Annotated in this window: 14 protein-coding genes, 1 pseudogene and 1 riboswitch; of the genes and pseudogenes, 2 read left to right on the plus strand and 13 right to left on the minus strand. The window is 44.0% G+C overall.

Features of this window, described 5'->3' with window-relative positions; translation table 11 throughout:
• Positions 1-105: 105 nt before the first annotated feature.
• The 7 genes from GPK60_RS15015 to GPK60_RS15045 all read right to left on the minus strand — a co-directional run bounded on the left by GPK60_RS15015 (position 106) and on the right by GPK60_RS15045 (position 9,648).
• Positions 106-774, minus strand: coding sequence for a hypothetical protein (locus GPK60_RS15015; protein ID WP_022119217.1), 669 nt, complete (start codon positions 772-774; stop codon positions 106-108).
• An 11-nt stretch (positions 775-785) separates the two neighbouring features.
• Positions 786-2,066 (minus strand): AAA family ATPase, encoded by a 1,281-nt coding sequence (locus tag GPK60_RS15020; protein WP_173865780.1) that lies wholly within the window; start codon positions 2,064-2,066, stop codon positions 786-788.
• 167 nt (positions 2,067-2,233) lie between these two features.
• Entirely contained in the window at positions 2,234-3,664 is a 1,431-nt protein-coding gene (locus GPK60_RS15025) for a helix-turn-helix domain-containing protein (protein ID WP_173865779.1), read from the minus strand.
• Between the two features lie 406 nt (positions 3,665-4,070).
• Positions 4,071-5,540, minus strand: a complete 1,470-nt coding sequence (gene spoIVA / locus GPK60_RS15030; protein ID WP_173865778.1) for a stage IV sporulation protein A — start codon at positions 5,538-5,540, stop codon at positions 4,071-4,073.
• A 51-nt stretch (positions 5,541-5,591) separates the two neighbouring features.
• On the minus strand, positions 5,592-7,280 hold the full coding sequence (locus GPK60_RS15035; protein ID WP_173896413.1) for a [FeFe] hydrogenase, group A: 1,689 nt from the start codon (positions 7,278-7,280) through the stop codon (positions 5,592-5,594).
• An 11-nt stretch (positions 7,281-7,291) separates the two neighbouring features.
• Entirely contained in the window at positions 7,292-9,172 is a 1,881-nt protein-coding gene (locus GPK60_RS15040; protein WP_215660977.1) for an NADH-ubiquinone oxidoreductase-F iron-sulfur binding region domain-containing protein, read from the minus strand.
• Positions 9,172-9,648 carry an NAD(P)H-dependent oxidoreductase subunit E gene (locus tag GPK60_RS15045; protein ID WP_022119224.1) on the minus strand — a complete coding sequence of 159 codons (477 nt, stop codon included), beginning with the start codon at positions 9,646-9,648 and terminating at the stop codon, positions 9,172-9,174. Before GPK60_RS15045 ends, GPK60_RS15040 begins: the two co-directional genes overlap by 1 nt.
• Positions 9,649-10,162: 514 nt before the next feature.
• On the opposite strand from GPK60_RS15045, the gene GPK60_RS15050 reads away from it, so the two are divergent.
• Both GPK60_RS15050 and GPK60_RS15055 read left to right on the plus strand, forming a co-directional pair.
• Positions 10,163-11,668 carry a 4Fe-4S dicluster domain-containing protein gene (locus tag GPK60_RS15050; protein ID WP_215660980.1) on the plus strand — a complete coding sequence of 502 codons (1,506 nt, stop codon included), beginning with the start codon at positions 10,163-10,165 and terminating at the stop codon, positions 11,666-11,668.
• Positions 11,669-12,036: 368 nt separating this feature from the next.
• A riboswitch (cobalamin riboswitch) is annotated at positions 12,037-12,225 on the minus strand.
• 414 nt (positions 12,226-12,639) lie between these two features.
• Positions 12,640-13,242 (plus strand): hypothetical protein, encoded by a 603-nt coding sequence (locus GPK60_RS15055; protein WP_022119423.1) that lies wholly within the window; start codon positions 12,640-12,642, stop codon positions 13,240-13,242.
• A 196-nt stretch (positions 13,243-13,438) separates the two neighbouring features.
• Here the strand turns inward: GPK60_RS15055 and GPK60_RS15060 are convergent, their stop codons facing one another.
• From GPK60_RS15060 to acsV, 6 genes and pseudogenes are all read right to left on the minus strand, one after another.
• The gene (locus tag GPK60_RS15060; RefSeq protein WP_173865809.1) at positions 13,439-13,771 is read right to left on the minus strand and encodes a cupin domain-containing protein; all 333 of its coding nucleotides are present in this window, start codon (positions 13,769-13,771) and stop codon (positions 13,439-13,441) included.
• Positions 13,772-13,885: 114 nt separating this feature from the next.
• Positions 13,886-14,419: a nitroreductase family protein gene (locus tag GPK60_RS15065; RefSeq protein WP_022119425.1), complete on the minus strand. Its 534-nt coding sequence runs from the start codon at positions 14,417-14,419 to the stop codon at positions 13,886-13,888.
• A 5-nt stretch (positions 14,420-14,424) separates the two neighbouring features.
• The gene (locus GPK60_RS15070; RefSeq protein ID WP_022119426.1) at positions 14,425-15,282 is read right to left on the minus strand and encodes a bifunctional 5,10-methylenetetrahydrofolate dehydrogenase/5,10-methenyltetrahydrofolate cyclohydrolase; all 858 of its coding nucleotides are present in this window, start codon (positions 15,280-15,282) and stop codon (positions 14,425-14,427) included.
• Between the two features lie 16 nt (positions 15,283-15,298).
• Positions 15,299-15,928, minus strand: a complete 630-nt coding sequence (locus GPK60_RS15075; RefSeq protein ID WP_147631816.1) for a cyclodeaminase/cyclohydrolase family protein — start codon at positions 15,926-15,928, stop codon at positions 15,299-15,301.
• A gap of 45 nt (positions 15,929-15,973) precedes the next feature.
• Positions 15,974-16,603, minus strand: a pseudogene (locus tag GPK60_RS15080) (DUF3786 domain-containing protein); the annotation flags it as partial.
• Positions 16,604-16,637: 34 nt separating this feature from the next.
• The gene (acsV, locus tag GPK60_RS15085) at positions 16,638-18,560 is read right to left on the minus strand and encodes a corrinoid activation/regeneration protein AcsV (protein ID WP_022119428.1); all 1,923 of its coding nucleotides are present in this window, start codon (positions 18,558-18,560) and stop codon (positions 16,638-16,640) included.
• Positions 18,561-18,562 lie beyond the last annotated feature (2 nt).

The following is an 18,562-nucleotide window of genomic DNA, read 5'->3' on the forward strand; positions in this document are numbered from 1 at the left end:
GCCATTATAGACGAAATTCCTGTATTTGTCAAATGTATTCCCGAGAAAATACAACCTGTACCTGTGGGGAAAATAAAAATCATGAAAGAAACTTCTGCCTTACTTTCATTTTATATGTTTTTCAAGCCACCAGATCAAAATCCCGACATACGGAATCTTCTGATCATCCATCGCCTGAATCTTTTCTAACCTTCGTTTGCAATACAAAGATATATCACCATTTCCACATCTTTTTTTCACATCAAAAATCAGACTTTCCAGCACTTGTTTTCTGTTTTCCTGAAATGATGAATTTGCTCCATTCAAATTCAGTCTCTGATTCAAATCTTCATCAATCACCGGATCAGAGGACTGTATGATTCCGTTTGATTTGTATGTAATTCCACGCAGTGTACTTTCATCACAAGGATTTACTTTTATTGCATCGTTTCCTTTTCTGGCATCGCAGGTCAGTTTTTCTTCGCACCCGCATCCTCTATTTCCGGAACAGACTGCAAACATATTTTTATAGTCCAAACCTTGTCCAATATCCAGCTTATCATCTGGATTTCTTGGCAGCCAATGTTCTATCGTAACCGCAGGTACACCGCTTGGGAGATTTCTGCTTTCCGGAATTTTGGACATACAATATGCACAAAGATGCCCCTGTTCTCGCAGCAATTGATCTATTAGTTCCTCTCTTACTTCTTTATCCATCTGTTCATAAGATGCTCCATCCTGTTGACGATACCAGAGTAACTTTCCGGGTTCTCTGCCCTTTTTTATCCTGATCATGGCATTTTACCTCACATCTGTTCCAACTCAAGACGCACACGACACGCATTGATTTCCGGATCGTTATTTCCTATTTCTTTTTCCAATTGCCCAATAATCTCCTCTGCCATCTTCCATTCGCCGCTATCCAGTAATTCATAAAATTTTTCAAATAAAAATCGAATGATATCCGGTCTTGAAGAAACTTCCATCACTTCTCTTAAAATGGTATTTGCATCTTTACCATATGTTTCATCAGTTGCATTGATAACTTCATTATTTCTGAGAATCACAACAGATCCTTTTTTCACAGAATTAATCACTTCCGGTGCATGTGTACTGACGATAAACTGAACTTTAGGAAATATATCCATCAGATCTTTCAAAATTCGCTTCTGCCACTTTGGATGTAAATGCAGGTCCACTTCATCTATCAAAATGATCCCTTCTGTTTCCACTAATACTTTATTCAGTAACTGTGGATTAAGAATAGCCATTCGATATGCAATATCTGCAATCAGACTTATCGTACACTTGTATCCATCACTCAGCTGAGAAACGGGCATCCTCACATGTTCTGTCCCATCAAAATAAAGAATATCTATTTCACCCGTATCCAGATTGAACTGTACTTTTACATCTGAATATCCTGTAACCGAAGCAAAGATCTGTTCCAGTGCCATTTTAACTGCAACAAATTCCGGAATTTTTTCTTGTCTCTGAAGCTGCTGATAAGTCATTTTTTCAAACCATTTCATCATCAGCTTATCATTTGCTGCACCGTCAAGGCTGTCTATATATCCATTGCTTCTGTTATTTTTTTCAAAAGTATCATTCTTTTTCTCACGATGCTGTGCCCAGAGCCGTCCTGTCCCATAATACGAAATAACAGGTAATTTCAGCTCTCGATCCCCGTTTCTCATTCTCTCCTGATACTCTTCTGCAATGGATGTAAGCTCCTTTGCAGATGCCAGCCCTCCTCTGCCTTTTGCAGATTTAAGACTTCGGCTCCACGTTATATCCTTTCCATCCATTTTACCTGATGCTGTAATCTCAACCGGAAATTGCGGCTGAACATCAATGGTACTTCCCAGATCATAATATTTATAATGAGCATCATTCTTCTTGATCCCATAATTTGTGAGTCCATCCATCGCTGCCGTCAAAGTACCCGCTGCAATTGTGGCAGCCTCCAGAATCGTTGATTTTCCTGCCCCATTATTTCCAACGACCACCGTAAGTTGGTTATTAAATTTTATTTCTATATCAGAAAAGCACCTGAAATTATGGAGAATCATTGATTCTAGAAACATATTTTTGTCCTCCTGTCCTTCTGCAATTTCAGTAAGGCGTATATAATATTATTTATCATATTATATTATGCTATATATTTTTCATTTTATGCTCATGATAACACAAAAATTGAGATTTGCACATAGAAAAACGCAACAAGCGTTTCACTGCTGAACAAACCATAATTTCACTTAGTGAGCAAATCTTTTAAAAAACTTTCTATCTCTTCCGAACTGCTAAATATTTGTTCCGTCGATAAATTTTCACAGAAATCAAAAAAGGAAAAAAGCAATCCTGTTTCTTCCAGCATAAGATGAAGCTGCATCTGTTTTTCCGGAACAATAAATTTCAAAATACCATATTCTCTGCTGACGCACAGGTAGATTTCTGCATCAAAATTTCCCACCGTCTTCTTTAAAATACGGATATTTATTCCATTGTCCGAAAAAATCAAATCTTTTATTAACTGGATACGGTCATCCATTTCAAGTGGATCATACAATTCCGGCGGCCATTCACTGATTATTCCGGTTTTCAGAAAACGCTTTATCCCTTCCAGTGACGTAACATACTGAATATCTGAGCGTTTAATTTCTTCACCATAAGTGCAAAGCGTCTGGATTAGCTTTTCCCTTCCCGGAAGCTCTTTTTTCAGATATTTTTCATAAATTTGCTCTGTCAGCACCGGAGTCAGGCATGGTGTCATCTGAAAGCTCTGTACCTGATCTTTATTTTTCAAAATTTTACCGGTAACTTCAAACTGTTCATCAAGATCTGTAATACGCCGAATCATCGGTTTCGACTCTTCGAGACATTCTTCAAAAATCTCCTCAAAAATCCTCAATATTTCCGGTTTTGCCGTTATATATCCTTTTTGCATATCAGCTGTTAAAACACAGGCATACTTCGATGACAAAACCATATACGGAAAAAGACCAAATTTTTTCTCCTGCACCGGAATCTTACTGTAATAATACCAGGTATTATAATCATAATTATAATTGTAGAGTGGCAGCACACACCGCAGGCAATCCAGATTATAATTCTTTTTCCTATATACGTTTTCAGGATTGCTGCTCAGACATACAATATGGTCAATACGAGTATTGCAGGCATAGTTTCCATGCACGGACAGGATACTGCTCAGGGAATTACTTTCCGGCTGGATCATAAGCCGCAAATGTCCGTCTTTGTTCCGACTTTCTTCTCCAATCAGCCGAAACAAAGCAGCATCTATTTCATATCCTCCCCGAAGAGGAATACTCTCATTGTTGAGTACGCAGAATTTTGCCGGTTCTCCCTCCGTCAGGGCAGTTATATTAACATTACTACTGAGAATTGGCTCAGTAAAAAATTTCTGGACTTCCTTGCGTCTGTAATAATTATCGGATCCCTGTGCAGATATTTCATACGCTTCCCAGAGTTTTTCTTCCTCTGATGGAAGCAAGTGCATATATTTTGCTGCCTTCTCCACAATCTCTCTTCCCGGAAGATTTCTCTGACCTTTGAGAATTTTGTACATATTCGCCCGGTCATAACCACAATACCTGGCAAAGGGCTGTATTTTTACACCTTTTTCTTTTACGAATGCTGACAGCAGCTTTGCAAATTCATTCATGTTCTCATCCTTATCGTTTGTTTTAATCTTGAAACTATAGTATAACTTTTTCTTATGCAAACTGCAACACCTGAAAAGAAAAAAAGCAAGAGCGAATGATTTTCCCATCCGCTCTTGTTACAACTCACACTACACCCTATTTCTGGTCTTTCATAAAAACTCCTTTGTTTTTATAAATCTTATTTCTTTTTTATTTTATAAGTTTTCTTTTCCTTCATCAAGATGTGTCAGACGCTGTGGTCTGATTTTCTTTGATTTTCGAACACTTTCTGATTTTGTGCAGAAAAAATGCAGCCTATGTTGTACATAAGCTGCATTTTACAGTTGAATATGATGTCTGGGTCAAAAGCCCCCGACTTTGATGCCTACGGATTGTTTCGTGCTATGCACTCCCACAATCCTGGCATCATATGATAATACAGATCATCCTTCCGCTCGATTCATTGACAATCTTTTTCATGGTATCCTGCAATTTGCCCTGGCTTTCTTCGCCGATCATGGAAAGTTTGGTGCGGATGCCGTCTTCTACCAGCTGGCTGACGGATTTTCCGAAAATATTGGTATCCCAGATGCCATTTTCTCCTTTTGCGTTTTCTTCGATATAAGCAATCAGGTCTTTTGCCTGCTGTTCACTGCCGACGATCGGTGCGATCTCGGTTTCGATATCTGCCCGGATCAGATGAACAGACGGACTGCTGGCTTTTATTTTGACACCGTAGCGATTTCCCTGTTTTGTGAGGGCGGGTGCTTCGAGACGGATTTCTTCTCTCTGCGGTGTGATCACGCCGTAGCCTGTGCCATGTACTGCATTTAATGCCTCCTGCACACTCTCATATTCTCTGCGTTTCTCAGATAATTCCCGGATCATGGAGATCAGTTGATATTCTCCGTCGATCTGCACGCCTGCCATCTCGCTGAGCATCTGATAATAATATTTTTCCGGCACCTCGAGACGCACCTGTACGCTGCCGTCAGAGAGGGAAATCTGTTCCAGTTTGCTTTTATCGATGTATTCGCAGGATGGTGCCAGTGACTCTGCCGTCACATCCCGCAGACTGCCGACGTTTGCAAAAATTTCACGAATCGACTCCAGGATTGCCTTTTTTACCGGATGTTCCACATCCAGTGTCTCAATCCATCGCGGCACAAAAAATTCAATACGGGTCAGTGGAAATGCATAGAGAAGCTCCGTCAGGATCCTGCGGATGTCTTCTTCTTTCATCTGCTCACAGTTGACCGGGATCACAGCAGTTTCATACGTTTTTGACAATTCTTCTGCCAGTGCTTTCGTCTCCTGCGAATACGGTTTCTGAGAATTTAAAACGATCACAAATGGCTTGCCTGTTTTTTTCAGCTCCAGAACCGTCTTTTCCTCGGCACTTTTATAAGCTTCCCTCGGAAAATCTCCAATCGTTCCGTCGGTTGTCACCAGAATCCCGACAGTTGAGTGGTCACGGATTACCTTTCCGGTGCCGATCTCCGCTGCCTGCGGAAACGGGATTGCCTCTTTTAACCACGGCGTTTTTACCATCCGCACCTGATTGTTTTCATCGAGTCCAAAAGCTCCGTCGATCACAAATCCCACGCAGTCGATCAGGCGGATTTTTGCTGTAATCCCTTCATCCAGTTCTACTTCTGCTGCTTTCGCCGGAACGAATTTCGGTTCTACGGTCGTGATCGTCTTTCCGCCGCCACTCACCGGGAGTTCATCTTTTGATACCTGACTGTTTTCTTTTTTCATATGCGGCAGAACAAGCTGCTCCATAAAGCGACGGACAAACGTGGATTTTCCTGTTCGCACCGGGCCGACCACGCCTATGTAGATCTCGCCCTTCGTCCGTGCCTGTATATCCTGATACAGATGAAACGTATCCATAATTTAACCCCCTCACTATACTGATACAGCATATGTGAGGGGGTCTCGCTTTTAGAACGGATTATGTAACAGCTCGTGTGCTTTTCCTTTGAAATCTTCTCCGTTGTAGAAAACATCCATCAGCGGATTTTCGGTACATTTCTTGATCGCCATATTTCCGTCTGCACGGTATAGGCCTTTTGCTCTTGCTTCTTTATGTCTCGGACCTGCCGGGATTGGCTGACCGCCACCCATGATACAGCCGCGTCTGCACGCCATGATCTCAATCAGATGATATTGTTTCTCACCGCTTTGTACCTGTTCCATGACTTTTCTGGCATTGGCAAGTCCGCTGGCTACGCAGATATTCAGTTCTTTGCCTTCATAAGTGATGGAAAATTCTTTGATGCCTTCTTCGCCTCGCATACCGGCTTCTGCGATGGAATCCATCACGGCATTTCCATGTCCCGGAACGAGTCTGCGGATCACGGCCTCCGTTACACCTCCGGTCACACCGAAGATCACACCGGCACCGGATGCAATACCAAACGGCATATCGCAGGATTCTACTTCGATCTTATCGAGTGCAATACCGGCAGTACGGATCATCCTGGTAAGCTCCGTTGTGGTGATGACAATATCCGTATCCTTCTCACCTTTGGTATAACTGTTTGGACGTTCTGCCTCCATCTTCTTTGCCGTACACGGCATAATGGATACAACAACAGTCTTTTTGCCTTCTGCATGCTCCGGATTGCGGTAATATTCTTTAATGACCGCGGAGAACATCTGCTGCGGAGAACGGCAGGTGGAAATGTTTTCTTTATAATCCGGGAACTGATCCTGCACAAATTTGACCCAAGCCGGACAGCAGGAGGTGAGCAGCGGCAGGTTTTCCCCTTTTTCCAGGCGTTTCAGGAATTCTGCAGATTCTTCCATGATCGTCAGATCCGCTGAATAACTGGTGTCAAAGACTTCATCAAATCCCATGCGGTGCAGAGCTGCCACAATCTTGCCCATCGCATTTTCACCTTTCGGAAGTCCAAATGCATCACCGGCTGCCACACGCACTGCCGGGGCGATCTGAGCCACGACTCTGGTATCTTTGTCTGCCAGTGCCTTCCATACTTCTCCAATGTTAGTACGGATTGTAATCGCACCGGTCGGGCAGAACACACGGCACTGTCCGCAGTTTACACAGTCTGTCTCTGCGATCTGCCGGTCAAATGCCGGCATGACCATCGCATCGGTTCCGCGGTAAGCAAAATCGATCGCACCGATCCCCTGGATCTCGTCACAGACACGCACACAGTTTCCGCAAAGGATGCATTTATTCGGATCACGCACGATCGCAGGAGAAGAAAAGTCAAGCGGTCTTTCTTCTCTTGTATTCTGGAAACGTACTTTTTTCACGCCGAGGCGGTGTGCCAGTTCCTGAAGTACACACTCGCCGCTCTTGATACAGGTCGTACAGTCTCTGCAATGTGCAGCCAGCAAAAGCTCTACGATCAGCTTGCGGTATTTTCTTACTTTTTCTGAGTTTGTATAGATCACCATGCCATCTCTCGGCTCTTCGGAACAGGACGCAAATGTCCTTCCTCTGTCGTCTTCTACCGTACAGAGTCTGCACGCACCAAAAGTAGAAAGTTCTGAATGGTAACACAGTGTCGGTACGTCAATGCCTGCTTTTCTTATGACCGTCAGAATATTTTTTTCATCGGTAAATTCTACTTTTCTACCGTCAATTATCATAAATCCCATAATCTGCCCTCCTACTCTTCTATGTAAATGGCATTAAATGCACAGTTTTCTTTACATGCACCACACTTGATACAGATATTCGGGTCAATATGGAACGGATGTTTTACTTTTCCGCTGATCGCACCAACTGGACAGTTCTTCGCACACTTGCTGCAGCCCTTACAGAACTCCGGATTGATCACATATTTACGCATAGCCTGACAGACTTTTGCGGCACATTTATGCTCGTTGATATGTTCCAGATATTCGTTTCGGAATAATTTAAGAGTACTGATGACCGGAAGCGGTGCACTCTTTCCGAGTCCGCAAAGTGCCATGCTGCGGATCATTGCCGCAAGCTCCTCCAGACGGTCGAGATCTTCCTCTTCGCCTCTGCCTTCTACGATCTTTTCCAGGATCTCCAGCATACGCTTCGTACCTTCCCGGCACGGAACACATTTTCCGCAGGATTCTCTCTGCGTAAAACTCATAAAAAACCGGGCAACTTCTACCATACAGGTGTGCTGATCCATGACAACCATTCCGCCAGATCCTACGATTGCATCAAATTTCTTTACGGAGTCAAAATCAAGCGGTTCATCCAGATGCTTCTCCGTCAGACAGCCGCCCGACGGTCCGCCGATCTGTACGGCTTTAAACTGAGATCCTTCCTTAAGTCCGCCGCCGATATCATAAATAATTTCCCGCAGTGTACTTCCCATCGGCACTTCAATCAGACCGGTATTTTCAATCGCACCGGTCAGGGAGAATGTTTTGGTTCCAGGGCTTCCGGCTGTTCCGATCGAACGATACCAGTCGGCTCCCTGCAGAATGATCTTCGGTACGTTGGCAAACGTTTCTACGTTGTTGAGGACGGTCGGTTTCTCCCACAGTCCTTTTTCTACCGTTCTTGGCGGTTTGACACGCGGCATACCTCGTTTTCCTTCGATGGATGCCGTCAGTGCACTTCCCTCTCCACATACAAATGCACCTGCTCCGCGGTTGATATGCATATGGAAACAGAAATCCGTTCCTAAAATGTTGTCACCTAACAGATTCCGGTTTTCCATCTCTGCGATCGCGTGGCGGAGTCTGGAAACGGACATCGGATATTCTGCACGCACATAGATATAACCATTGGCAGCCCCGACTGCATATCCGGCGATCATCATGCCTTCCAGCAGTTTGTACGGATCACCTTCCATAACGGAACCATCCATAAAAGCACCCGGATCACCTTCATCACCATTACATACGACATAACGTACTTTTTCTTTCTGGTGTGCCACCTGTTTCCATTTGCGTCCGGTCGGAAAACCGCCGCCGCCTCTTCCCCGCAGCCCGGATTTATCGATCTCTTCGATCACTTCTTCACTTGTCATCTCAAACATCGCTTTTTCCAGGGCAGAGAAACCGCCGGATGCCATGTACTCGTCAATGGATTCTGCATCAAAACGTCCGCAGTTCTCCAGAACGATCCTGGTCTGTTTTGCGATAAACGGAATCTCTTTCGGATGACGGTAAACTTTTTTCTCTTTACGGTATAATAAACGCTCCACTACCTCATCACCGAGCACAGCACGTTCAAACAATTCCTGGCAGTCGTCCAGTTGAACTTTTACATACTGAACGGTCTCATCGTTTTTCGTGATACGCACAAGTGGGCCAAGTTCACAGAAGCCCTGACATCCGGTCTTTTTCAGCCCAATGTGTGTGTCTTCATCGTGCGGTGTAAAGATTACGCTCACGCCCGGTGTTATATTTGCAAGTTTTAAAAAGCGATTGTATATTTTTTCAGAACCGGTTGCGATACAGCCGGTGCCGGAACAGACCAGAATACGACAGGCTGCCGTCTCCATATCTGCTTTTGCCTTCTGGCGACATTCTTTTAACTCGTCTCTGTTATGGATCATCAGCACTCACCTCGCAATTCTGTAATCAATCCCACTACTTTCTCCGGTGTCATATTCGGGTGGACTTCATCGTTCACCGTACAGGTCGGTGCCAGTCCGCACGCACCGAGACAGGATACGGTCTCTACCGTAAAAAGCATATCATCCGTTGTATGCTTCTTATCGGAAAGTCCCAGTTCTTTCATAAATGCATCGAGGATTGCCGCTGATTTTCTTACATGACAGGCTGTTCCGTCGCAGACCTTGATCACATATTTTCCCTTCTGTTCAAAAGAGAAATTCTCGTAAAAAGTCGCAACACTGTAAGCCTTTGCCTCTTTTACTCCAATCTCTTTTGCAATGTACGTCAGTAATTCTCCCGGCAGATAACGATATACCCCCTGGATATCCTGCATCACAGGAATCAGGGATGATGGTTTCTTACCATAAAAAGCAATGATCTCGTCCGCTTTCTGGTAATATGACTGATCCAGCATAAATCATACCTCCTACTCTCTTGTATTTATTGACAAATTTTGTGTGTTAATTATATCTTATTTATTTATTATATACAATGCCTTTTCCATTAATTAAAAATTTAACAAACAAAATACTTTTCCATAGTTATGTCAGATAACTGCGATATTTGTGTTAAATTTTTCACATACAATATGGATGTTCCGTTTTTTGAGCATGGACTTGCCTTGATAATATTTTATCAATATGTTATAGTGCTTTGAGAAGGAAGTATGCATGCCACCATAAATTCATCCTGACCGAAGGAGACTTCTGCTTCTTCGACCCGGAACTTGAATTCAAGTCGAACGCACGTGAGACTTGGTGCGTGATTCTGGTCAGCGAAAGCTGACATATTCTTCTCAGAATCACTGCACATCCTCGCGGAGCGTTTATCTCAGTCGGAGATTGTACTCCCACTGAGAAAGACTTGTTATTACTCACCACTTGCAGAAGTGGGAATCTTCTCGACTGAAATAAAGGAGTTTATAAGACATGAGAGGTATTGAAACACAAGTAAGAAAAATCCGCCGTCAGATTTTTGCTGAGGTTTCCAGAATCGGCTTTGAATCCGATGACGAATCACTGATCCACGATATTGAAGCAATTCCCTATAAAATCGTAACGGAAGATGGTCCGCAGTACCGTGACAGTATTTACCGTGCCCGTGCGATTGCCACGGAACGCGTCCGCCTTGCCATGGGAATGTGTCTGCGTCCGACAAACAAACCGGTCCACCTGACTGATGGCATCGAGGCCAGCAATATTTCCGAAAAATATTATGAGCCGCCTCTGATGCAGGTTGTCCCTTCCGCCTGTGCTTCCTGCGAGGATAATAAATATGAAGTAAGCGATATGTGCAAAGGCTGCCTTGCCCACCCGTGTGCGGAAGTCTGCCCGAAACATGCCATTTCCATGGTAAACGGACATTCTTATATTGATCAGGAAAAATGTGTGCACTGCGGAAAATGTAAGTCGGTCTGCCCGTATGATGCCATTTCCAAAAAGGAACGTCCATGTTCCCGTGCCTGCGGCGTAAAAGCAATCGGCAGTGATGAATTCGGCCGGGCAAAGATTGACAACGAAAAATGTGTATCCTGCGGTATGTGTATGGTCAGCTGTCCTTTTGGAGCGATCAGCGACAAATCCCAGGTTTATCAGCTTGCACGAGCTTTAAAAGAAGGTAATGAAATCATCGCCGAAATCGCCCCTGCGTTTGTCGGTCAGTTCGGCAGTATGGAGCCAAAAGATGTCTATGCCGCCCTCGAAACCCTTGGATTTTCCAAAGTTTATGAAGTCGCTCTCGGTGCTGACATCGGTGCTGTCTCAGAAGCCAGACATTACGCCGAAAAAGTATCCACCGGAGAACTGCCGTTTCTTCTGACTTCCTGCTGCCCTTCCTGGTCCATGCTTGCGAAAAAATATTTTCCGACCATGATCGACAATATTTCACAGGAACTGACGCCGATGGTTGCCACTGCAAGAAGCATCAAGCAGGAGCATCCGGATGCGAAAGTGGTATTTATCGGCCCGTGTGCAGCCAAAAAACTGGAGGCCAGCCGCCGTTCGGTGCGAAGTGATGTTGATTTTGTTATCACGTTTGAGGAACTTGTCGGCATGTTTGACGCAAAGGGAATTGATATGGGAGAACAGGAAAATGCCCATTCCATGCACGATGCCACTGCTGCCGGACGTGGTTATGCCGTAGCGGGCGGTGTTGCCGGTGCGATTGAAGAATGTCTGAAGGCTTATTATCCGGATGTCACACCAAAAATTATCCATGCTGAAGGACTTGCAGAATGTAAAAAGACACTGGCTCTTGCAAAGGCCGGAAAAATGAACGGATGTCTGATCGAAGGAATGGGATGTCCTGGCGGTTGTATTGCCGGTGCCGGAACCAACCTTCCTCTGAACAAAGCTGCTGCAAAAGTGAAATGGTTTAAATCCGTTTCCAGCAAACAGCTCCCTCCAAAAGAACTGGCAGAAATTGAATTAAAGTAAATTCAAGTCGAACGAATGTGAGAATTGGCACATGATTCTGGTCAGCTTTGCTGACATTTACCTGACAGAATCGCTGTGCATCCCCGCGGAGCGTTTATCTTAGTCGGAGTTTAATCTCCGACTGAGATAATAAGAACCGGTTTCCTATTGCGGAGTTAGGAAACCGGTTCTTTTATCTTATGGCAGGTGCGGATTCCTGCCACAGAAGGAGGTATGCTGTGAATTACCCCCAATATGTTCAGGATTGCTCGAGATGGATTCAATCGCTATTTTTTCATAAAATAATAAACATCTGCTTACCCTTAGCAGACATCATACGAAACCAGAACGTCTCTGACTTCGGATTGGATGTTTTAGCTCTACACGGAAGCTCATCTCATGTATCAAGCAGGTTTCCTGACTCGCCTATCTTCACGCTGTCTTACCTTCTCACAAAAATGGGTATGCAATGGTTTTTCAAGACAGTGCTCCTTGCTTACAGTGGCCGGACCGTTCAGGTTTTGCACCTGATTCCCTTTCACCCGATTCTCATCGGCACTTGCTACAGCAATATGTAATTCACGTTATTATTATAGCCTCTTTGTTATCTTTTTGTCAAGACTCATTTTTATTTATTATTTTTCTCATTGCTTTATACTTTTGTCACAGGAAGTCCATAATTTTCTGTTATATTGTATTTATATGATGCCAGGGTCAAAAGCCTGAAACCACGATGTGCTTACACAGGAGTGGTTTTATGGCTTAATGACCCACCCAATATGAGCATAAAAGTGGAGCGTCAGCTTCACGATATGCGAATGTTGAATAGAATTGTGAGAGTACGAAGTACGTAACAATTCGTATGGCATCTTTTGACCTTAACATCTTTATATTTGGGATTTTATCAAATTCTGCCATGAAATGATTTTAACATCGCAACTGTGAAGTAAAGAAACAGTTACGAAATTTTTGATATTTTAAAGGAGTTTTCCATGACTGACACTGAATATTATGATCTGATCCGTCCATACGATGATGCAATGAAACTGCTTCTGACCAGGCTGGAGATCTTAAACCACAATATTTACAAGGCTTCTGCTGAAAATCCGATACATACGATGCAGTACCGCATCAAGAGCAAGCAGAGCATCGAAGAAAAACTGATCCGCAAGGGGGAAGAACCGACTCTTGAAAATGCAAAGGATCTTCTGCAGGACATCGCCGGCATCCGCATTGTCTGTTATTTCGTCGGTGATATTAAAAATCTGATCGATATGCTGAAAAAACAGTCTGATCTGATCTTTATCCGGGAACGTGACTATATCACCAATCCCAAACCGAATGGCTATCGAAGTCATCATATCATTCTCGGCGTAAATGTTTTCTGTCTGGATGCCAGTGAATATTATCCGGTCGAGATCCAGCTCCGCACGATTTCCATGGATTTCTGGGCTGCCATGGAGCATCGTATTTCTTATAAAAAAGAATACGACAACCGAGAGCAGCGTGTTGCGGAACTGTTAAGCTATGCAGATACACTCGTCGATATGGAAAAAGAATTTGAGAAATATAACGAAAATGCCACACTTTCCTGAATTTATCAGCAGATCGGAATTTTTCCATTCAAGAATGTTTCTGATGTACGTCGTATGCTGTATTTTCTCCGTTTCTATAACAAAAAAACAGACAGCGAAATCGAACCCGAAATCACTGTCTGTTTTTTAATTTTTACATTTCAGCGAAGCGGACAAGAATCGCATAATAAATCTTATCTACATTCGCCTTTATTTTTTAATCAAGAATGATCAGTGCCATAAATACCAGATCGGTATCTCCGGTATTGGTCAGTGCATGACCGTGGTTATCCGGTGTGTAAGTCACATCTCCTGCCTTAACCGGGCGTACGGTTCCATTATCATCATAATCACCCTGACCTGCTAAGATGAAATAAGTTTCGCTCTCATTGTGATGTTCATGATAGCCAAGAGAACATCCCGGTTCAATCGTTACTTTTGCATATAATCCGCATTTTCCGTTGAGTTCTTTTTCACCGAGGATACGGTCAATGATTACGTGTCCTTTTCCACCACACATTTTTTCAACTACTTCTCTCTTTGTTGTCATCATTACGCCAACTCCTTTTAAAAATGATAAAATTGATTTTATAATAGCGATTCAGACATACACTTATAACCGAACCATTATCTTCTGCTGGCATCTGACCAACAACCCGATCGGTTAAAAGAATTTTGCAATCTCTTCTACTGATTTTCTTGTCGGTCTGTCCGGATCTGCATCGCTGTATCCCACACTGATCACACTGACAATGGACTCTTCTTTTGGGATGTCAAATGCTTCACGCAATTTATCTGCATCACGTAGTCCCATAACCAGCGTAGATAAGCCCTGATTTGCCGCCTCCAGCAGAAGATTCATATCGTGCAGACCGCAGTCGTAATAGCCCCAGCCGTTTCCAAGCTCGTTATCTGCAGTGCCGTCTTTCTGAAAACCGGCACGGTTTAAAATAACGGCAGATATCAGGAAAACCGGAGCGTTCTGCGTTTTTTTGCGATTGCCTTCACCCAGGGCATCCAGTACTGCCTGTCTTTTTTCTTCGGAAACCGCCACATAATAACGGATCTCCTGAGCATTTTTCCAGGTCGGTGCAAGGATTGCTGCCTCGATCATAGCTTTTACTTTTTCTTCTTCTACCGGAGTCGTCAGATACTGACGGATACTTTTTCGTTTCTGCATGACTTCCCGAAGTTCCATTTGTCTTACCTCCTTGCAGCTGCTTTCTCTGCTGCATCCACTACATGTCCGATCAGAACAGATGTGGTAACACTTCCGACACCGCCCGGTACCGGTGTGATCGCATCTACGATCGGCTCTACTTTATCGTAAGCTACGTCACCGCAGAGTTTGCCTTCTGCATTGACATTGATGCCGACATCGATGATCACCTGTCCGGCTCTTACATAGCTGTCATCTACCACGCCTGCACGACCTGCTGCAACGATCACGATATCTGCCTCTTTTACAACTGACGGCATATCAACGGTTCTGGTATGGCATACGGTAACGGTTGCATTTTTTTTGATCAGCATCATAGCTGCCGGCTTCCCTACTACCAGAGAACGGCCTACTACAACTGCTTTTTTACCTGTGCAGTCGATTCCGTAATGATCCAGGATCTCCATGCAGGCCTGCGGTGTACAAGGAGGATATCCCAGATCTTTGCCTGTAAACACACCAGCCATGGAACCGTTGGTCATACAGTCAACGTCTTTTGCCGGATCTAATGCCTGTTCGATCTCGTCCTGATTTAAATGTTTTGGAAGCGGACGGAATAACAGAACACCATGAATACTGTCATCTTTGTTTACTTCATCGATCACTGCCAGAACCTGCTCCTGTGTCGCATCTGCCGGCAGCAGATATTTTTTATATTCCACACCCAGTTTTTCGCAGCGTTTTGTTGCTCCTCTTTCATAAGAAAGGTCGCTTTCATTTTCGCCTACACGTACAATTCCAAGTGTCGGTGTAACACCGTTTGCTTTTAATGCTTCTGCTTTTGCGATAATACGCTCGTTTAAAGCTGCAACAACTTCTTTTCCTAATAACTGTTTTGCCATAATGCTTATCCTCCGCCTATTTCAGTCTTCCAAGAACACTTGCAAAGATCTCATCTGCCATCGGCGGGTATTTTGCCAGCATAGCATCTGCTTTTGCGTTCAGTTCTTCTGCATATTCTCTGTTTTTCATGGATTTTGTGTTGATATACACATTCAGGGAAGCTCCTTCCAGTGCTGCTTTACAGAATACGGCACCTACACCTGCATCACTGATCGCAAGGGCTGAACCTTTTGCCGCAAATTCTTTGATCAGTTCAATCGCTTCACAGCATTTCTCCATGATCTCCATCGGTACGGAGCAGGCATCTTTCAGCACAATCTCCATAACGCGTGCTTTCTCCGCCTTCTCTTCTTCTGTCTCTCTTGGCATGCCATACGCCTTGGAGAGCGGCTCAAATACTTCCGCGTCTTTCTCTACCAGAGTCAGCAGTTCTTTCTGAAGAACATCGCATTTTGCTTTTAACTCCTGCATTTCTTCTTCTACATCCGCATATTTTTTCTTTCCGACTGTCAGGCTTCCGACCATATTTCCAAGAGCTGTGCCGATTGCACCAACCAGTGCAGATGCACCGCCACCGCCCGGAACCGGTGCTTTGGAAGCCAGAACTTCTACAAATTCATTACATGGTACCGTTGAAAATCCCATTGTAAAATCCTCCTTCATTTTCTTTAATGTCCCGATCGCAATATCCCCGACAACTGCCAGGTCTTCTGCTTCAAAGGACAGCGGGAAATTGTCTGAAAACAGAATCTGGGAGGATGGTGGAAATTCCTCATCTCCTGCCCACAGCAAAAACTGTACGCGATGCCCGTTGATAAATTCAAACTCGTATCCGGCATCACCGTGTCCGCAATTTACTGCCCCCAGTGCTTCCATTTTGTTTTTAAATTCCTGCAATTTATTTCCATAAGAAAAAGCAAGCCGCATCATACATCTTCCGTTAAACTGACGGTAATAAACTTCTCCATGCGGCACTTCCCGATAAGTCAGAAACTTTCCGGTGCCTTCTGAGTACACACCCCTTGTTAAAAATCGGATTACCATGATCTTTGGCGGAACGCCATTCTCCATGGCTCCATATCCTTCATCAAATGGATTTGCCTTTCGAATGGTACATTCCGGCCATTTTACAAGAAATGCTTTCTGCATCATTCGCACTTCAAATTCCTGTGTCTCTTCATGCCAGGGTACTCCCACCCTGGCTGCGGCCTCTTTTGGATCGATTGCTGCAAATTCCTCCAGATAATGTTCAAAAGGAATTCTTTCTTTATTATCTTTTTCGTATCTTACCTGCATAAAATTCTCCTTTTGATGCCGCATTTATCTTCCGTCTCACATACGTTCGACTTGAATTTTACCGATTCGGAAACAGGGATGCATCTGTATGCGGCAGGAAACATGCCCCTACAAATTCATCCATATACTGCGGAATCGTACTGAGTTCAATATATGTCATATTAGCGGCAAGATCATATACTTTTCGCTCAGATTCGGTAGAACAGAGCATCGCATACGCACCTGCCAGTGATGTATTTCCTACATAATGATACATTTCAACCGGAATATCCGGGAACATTCCGATATTGATCGCATTTGCCATGTTGATACCGCTTCCGATACCACCTGCAACATAGACATTCTCGATCATAGAGATATCAAAGTCACAGTAAGAAAGCATGGTGCGGATTGCAGAGAAAATAGCTCCTTTCGCACGGATAAAGCTGTCGATATCCACTTCTGTGATTTCTACATCTTTGCTCGATCCTGCTTCTTCGCCTTCAAATGCCAGCACATAGCTGCCCATTCCGTCTGCATCGCGTTTCACGCGGCGGCCTTCTCTGACAAATTTTCCTTTTGGATTGATGATCTTGCAGCGGAACAGCTCACTGATAATATCAATGATACCGGAACCGCAGATACCAACCGGTTTTGTGCCTTCATTGCCAACGATCGTCAGCTTCGGCTCCATCGTTTCTGCATCTATCGTACATGCCTCGATCGCACCGTCGGTCGCTCGCATACCGCAGCTGATATCTCCGCCCTCAAAGGCTGGTCCTGCAGAACATGCACAGCTGAACATAAAGTCTGAATTGCCAAATACAATCTCACCGTTGGTACCAAGGTCGATAAACAGAGAGAATGGCTCCTGATTCCACAGCATCGTTACAAATGCTCCGGCTGTGATATCTCCGCCGACATAACTGCCGATATTCGGTGCAAGAATGATATGTGCATCCGGATTTACTTTGATGCCAATATCTCCTGCAAAAATCGAATTGGTCTTAAAGAAGGTCGGAATGTACGGTTCCATGCGAACCGGATCCGCATTAACTCCAATCAGAAGATGGTTCATCGTGGTGTTCGCTGCAACCGACATACGGTAAATGTTCATCGGGTTGATCTTTGCCTGACGGCACATCGTCTGTACCAATGGATTGATTGTCTCTTCAATGATCGCTTTCTGAAGTTTGTCCTGACCGCCCGGTTTGCGGGATTCGATAATACGGTTGATAACATCCGCACCGTAGCGAATCTGACCGTTACCGCTTGATCCTTTTGCAAGGATCTTTCCATCTGTCATATCTATGATGATCGCAGATACGGTTGTGGTACCAATATCGATTGCAAGTCCTGCAATAACCGGTGTTTCGTCCGCACCGCAGATGTCATAGACAAAAATGTCTTTTTCTGTTTTCCGGATCACAACGTTTACATCAAAATTGTGTTCACGCAGTACCTGTGCCATTTTATGGATCACAGAATATGGAAGCTTCACACGCTGCATTCCGGTAATTTCACGGATGGCTCTTGTCAGACGTTCGTTATCCGGCATAGTGTCATCCAGAGTTGGTACATCCATTTTAACATGAATGCTTTCAAGATTATTTTTGAGTTCGATACCTGCTTCTGTAATAGATTGCTTAATATTATCAAAGATTTTTACTTCATCCGGTGATGACAGATCCGCAACTTTCATACGGCTGCGATATGCAGAAGCAATATCTGGCACCATTACAGCAACATCCGCATTTATTTTGCTGCAGCATGCCAGACGCCATCCCTGTGCATATTCTTCATCACTGATGTGTCTCGTCTGTTTGGAATCCAATTCTCCCTCTACGAGTTTTACTCTGCATTTTCCGCAAGATGCATTTCCTGAACAAGGTGCATCGATAGCTACATTTGTTTTTCTCGCTACCTCAAGAAGGCTCTCACCGAAAGCAGCGAAGACTGTGACATCTTCGCTGTTTTCAAACTTAAAAGTAACCTTATACATTT

Source organism: Ruminococcus sp. MCC718 (assembly GCF_018783905.1).
In the GTDB taxonomy this organism is placed as follows: domain Bacteria; phylum Bacillota; class Clostridia; order Lachnospirales; family Lachnospiraceae; genus Hominisplanchenecus; species Hominisplanchenecus faecis.

Excerpts from the sequence above, each read along its gene's own strand:
- GPK60_RS15015 (WP_022119217.1), bottom strand. The coding sequence starts at position 774 with ATGATCAGGATAAAAAAGGGCAGAGAACCCGGAAAGTTACTCTGGTAT.
- GPK60_RS15020 (WP_173865780.1), bottom strand. The coding sequence starts at position 2,066 with ATGTTTCTAGAATCAATGATTCTCCATAATTTCAGGTGCTTTTCTGAT.
- GPK60_RS15025 (WP_173865779.1), bottom strand. The coding sequence starts at position 3,664 with ATGAATGAATTTGCAAAGCTGCTGTCAGCATTCGTAAAAGAAAAAGGT.
- spoIVA (WP_173865778.1), bottom strand. The coding sequence starts at position 5,540 with ATGGATACGTTTCATCTGTATCAGGATATACAGGCACGGACGAAGGGC.
- GPK60_RS15035 (WP_173896413.1), bottom strand. The coding sequence starts at position 7,280 with ATGGGATTTATGATAATTGACGGTAGAAAAGTAGAATTTACCGATGAA.
- GPK60_RS15040 (WP_215660977.1), bottom strand. The coding sequence starts at position 9,172 with ATGATCCATAACAGAGACGAGTTAAAAGAATGTCGCCAGAAGGCAAAA.
- GPK60_RS15045 (WP_022119224.1), bottom strand. The coding sequence starts at position 9,648 with ATGCTGGATCAGTCATATTACCAGAAAGCGGACGAGATCATTGCTTTT.
- GPK60_RS15050 (WP_215660980.1), top strand. The coding sequence starts at position 10,163 with ATGAGAGGTATTGAAACACAAGTAAGAAAAATCCGCCGTCAGATTTTT.
- GPK60_RS15055 (WP_022119423.1), top strand. The coding sequence starts at position 12,640 with ATGACTGACACTGAATATTATGATCTGATCCGTCCATACGATGATGCA.
- GPK60_RS15060 (WP_173865809.1), bottom strand. The coding sequence starts at position 13,771 with ATGACAACAAAGAGAGAAGTAGTTGAAAAAATGTGTGGTGGAAAAGGA.
- GPK60_RS15065 (WP_022119425.1), bottom strand. The coding sequence starts at position 14,419 with ATGGAACTTCGGGAAGTCATGCAGAAACGAAAAAGTATCCGTCAGTAT.
- GPK60_RS15070 (WP_022119426.1), bottom strand. The coding sequence starts at position 15,282 with ATGGCAAAACAGTTATTAGGAAAAGAAGTTGTTGCAGCTTTAAACGAG.
- GPK60_RS15075 (WP_147631816.1), bottom strand. The coding sequence starts at position 15,928 with ATGGGATTTTCAACGGTACCATGTAATGAATTTGTAGAAGTTCTGGCT.
- acsV (WP_022119428.1), bottom strand. The coding sequence starts at position 18,560 with ATGTATAAGGTTACTTTTAAGTTTGAAAACAGCGAAGATGTCACAGTC.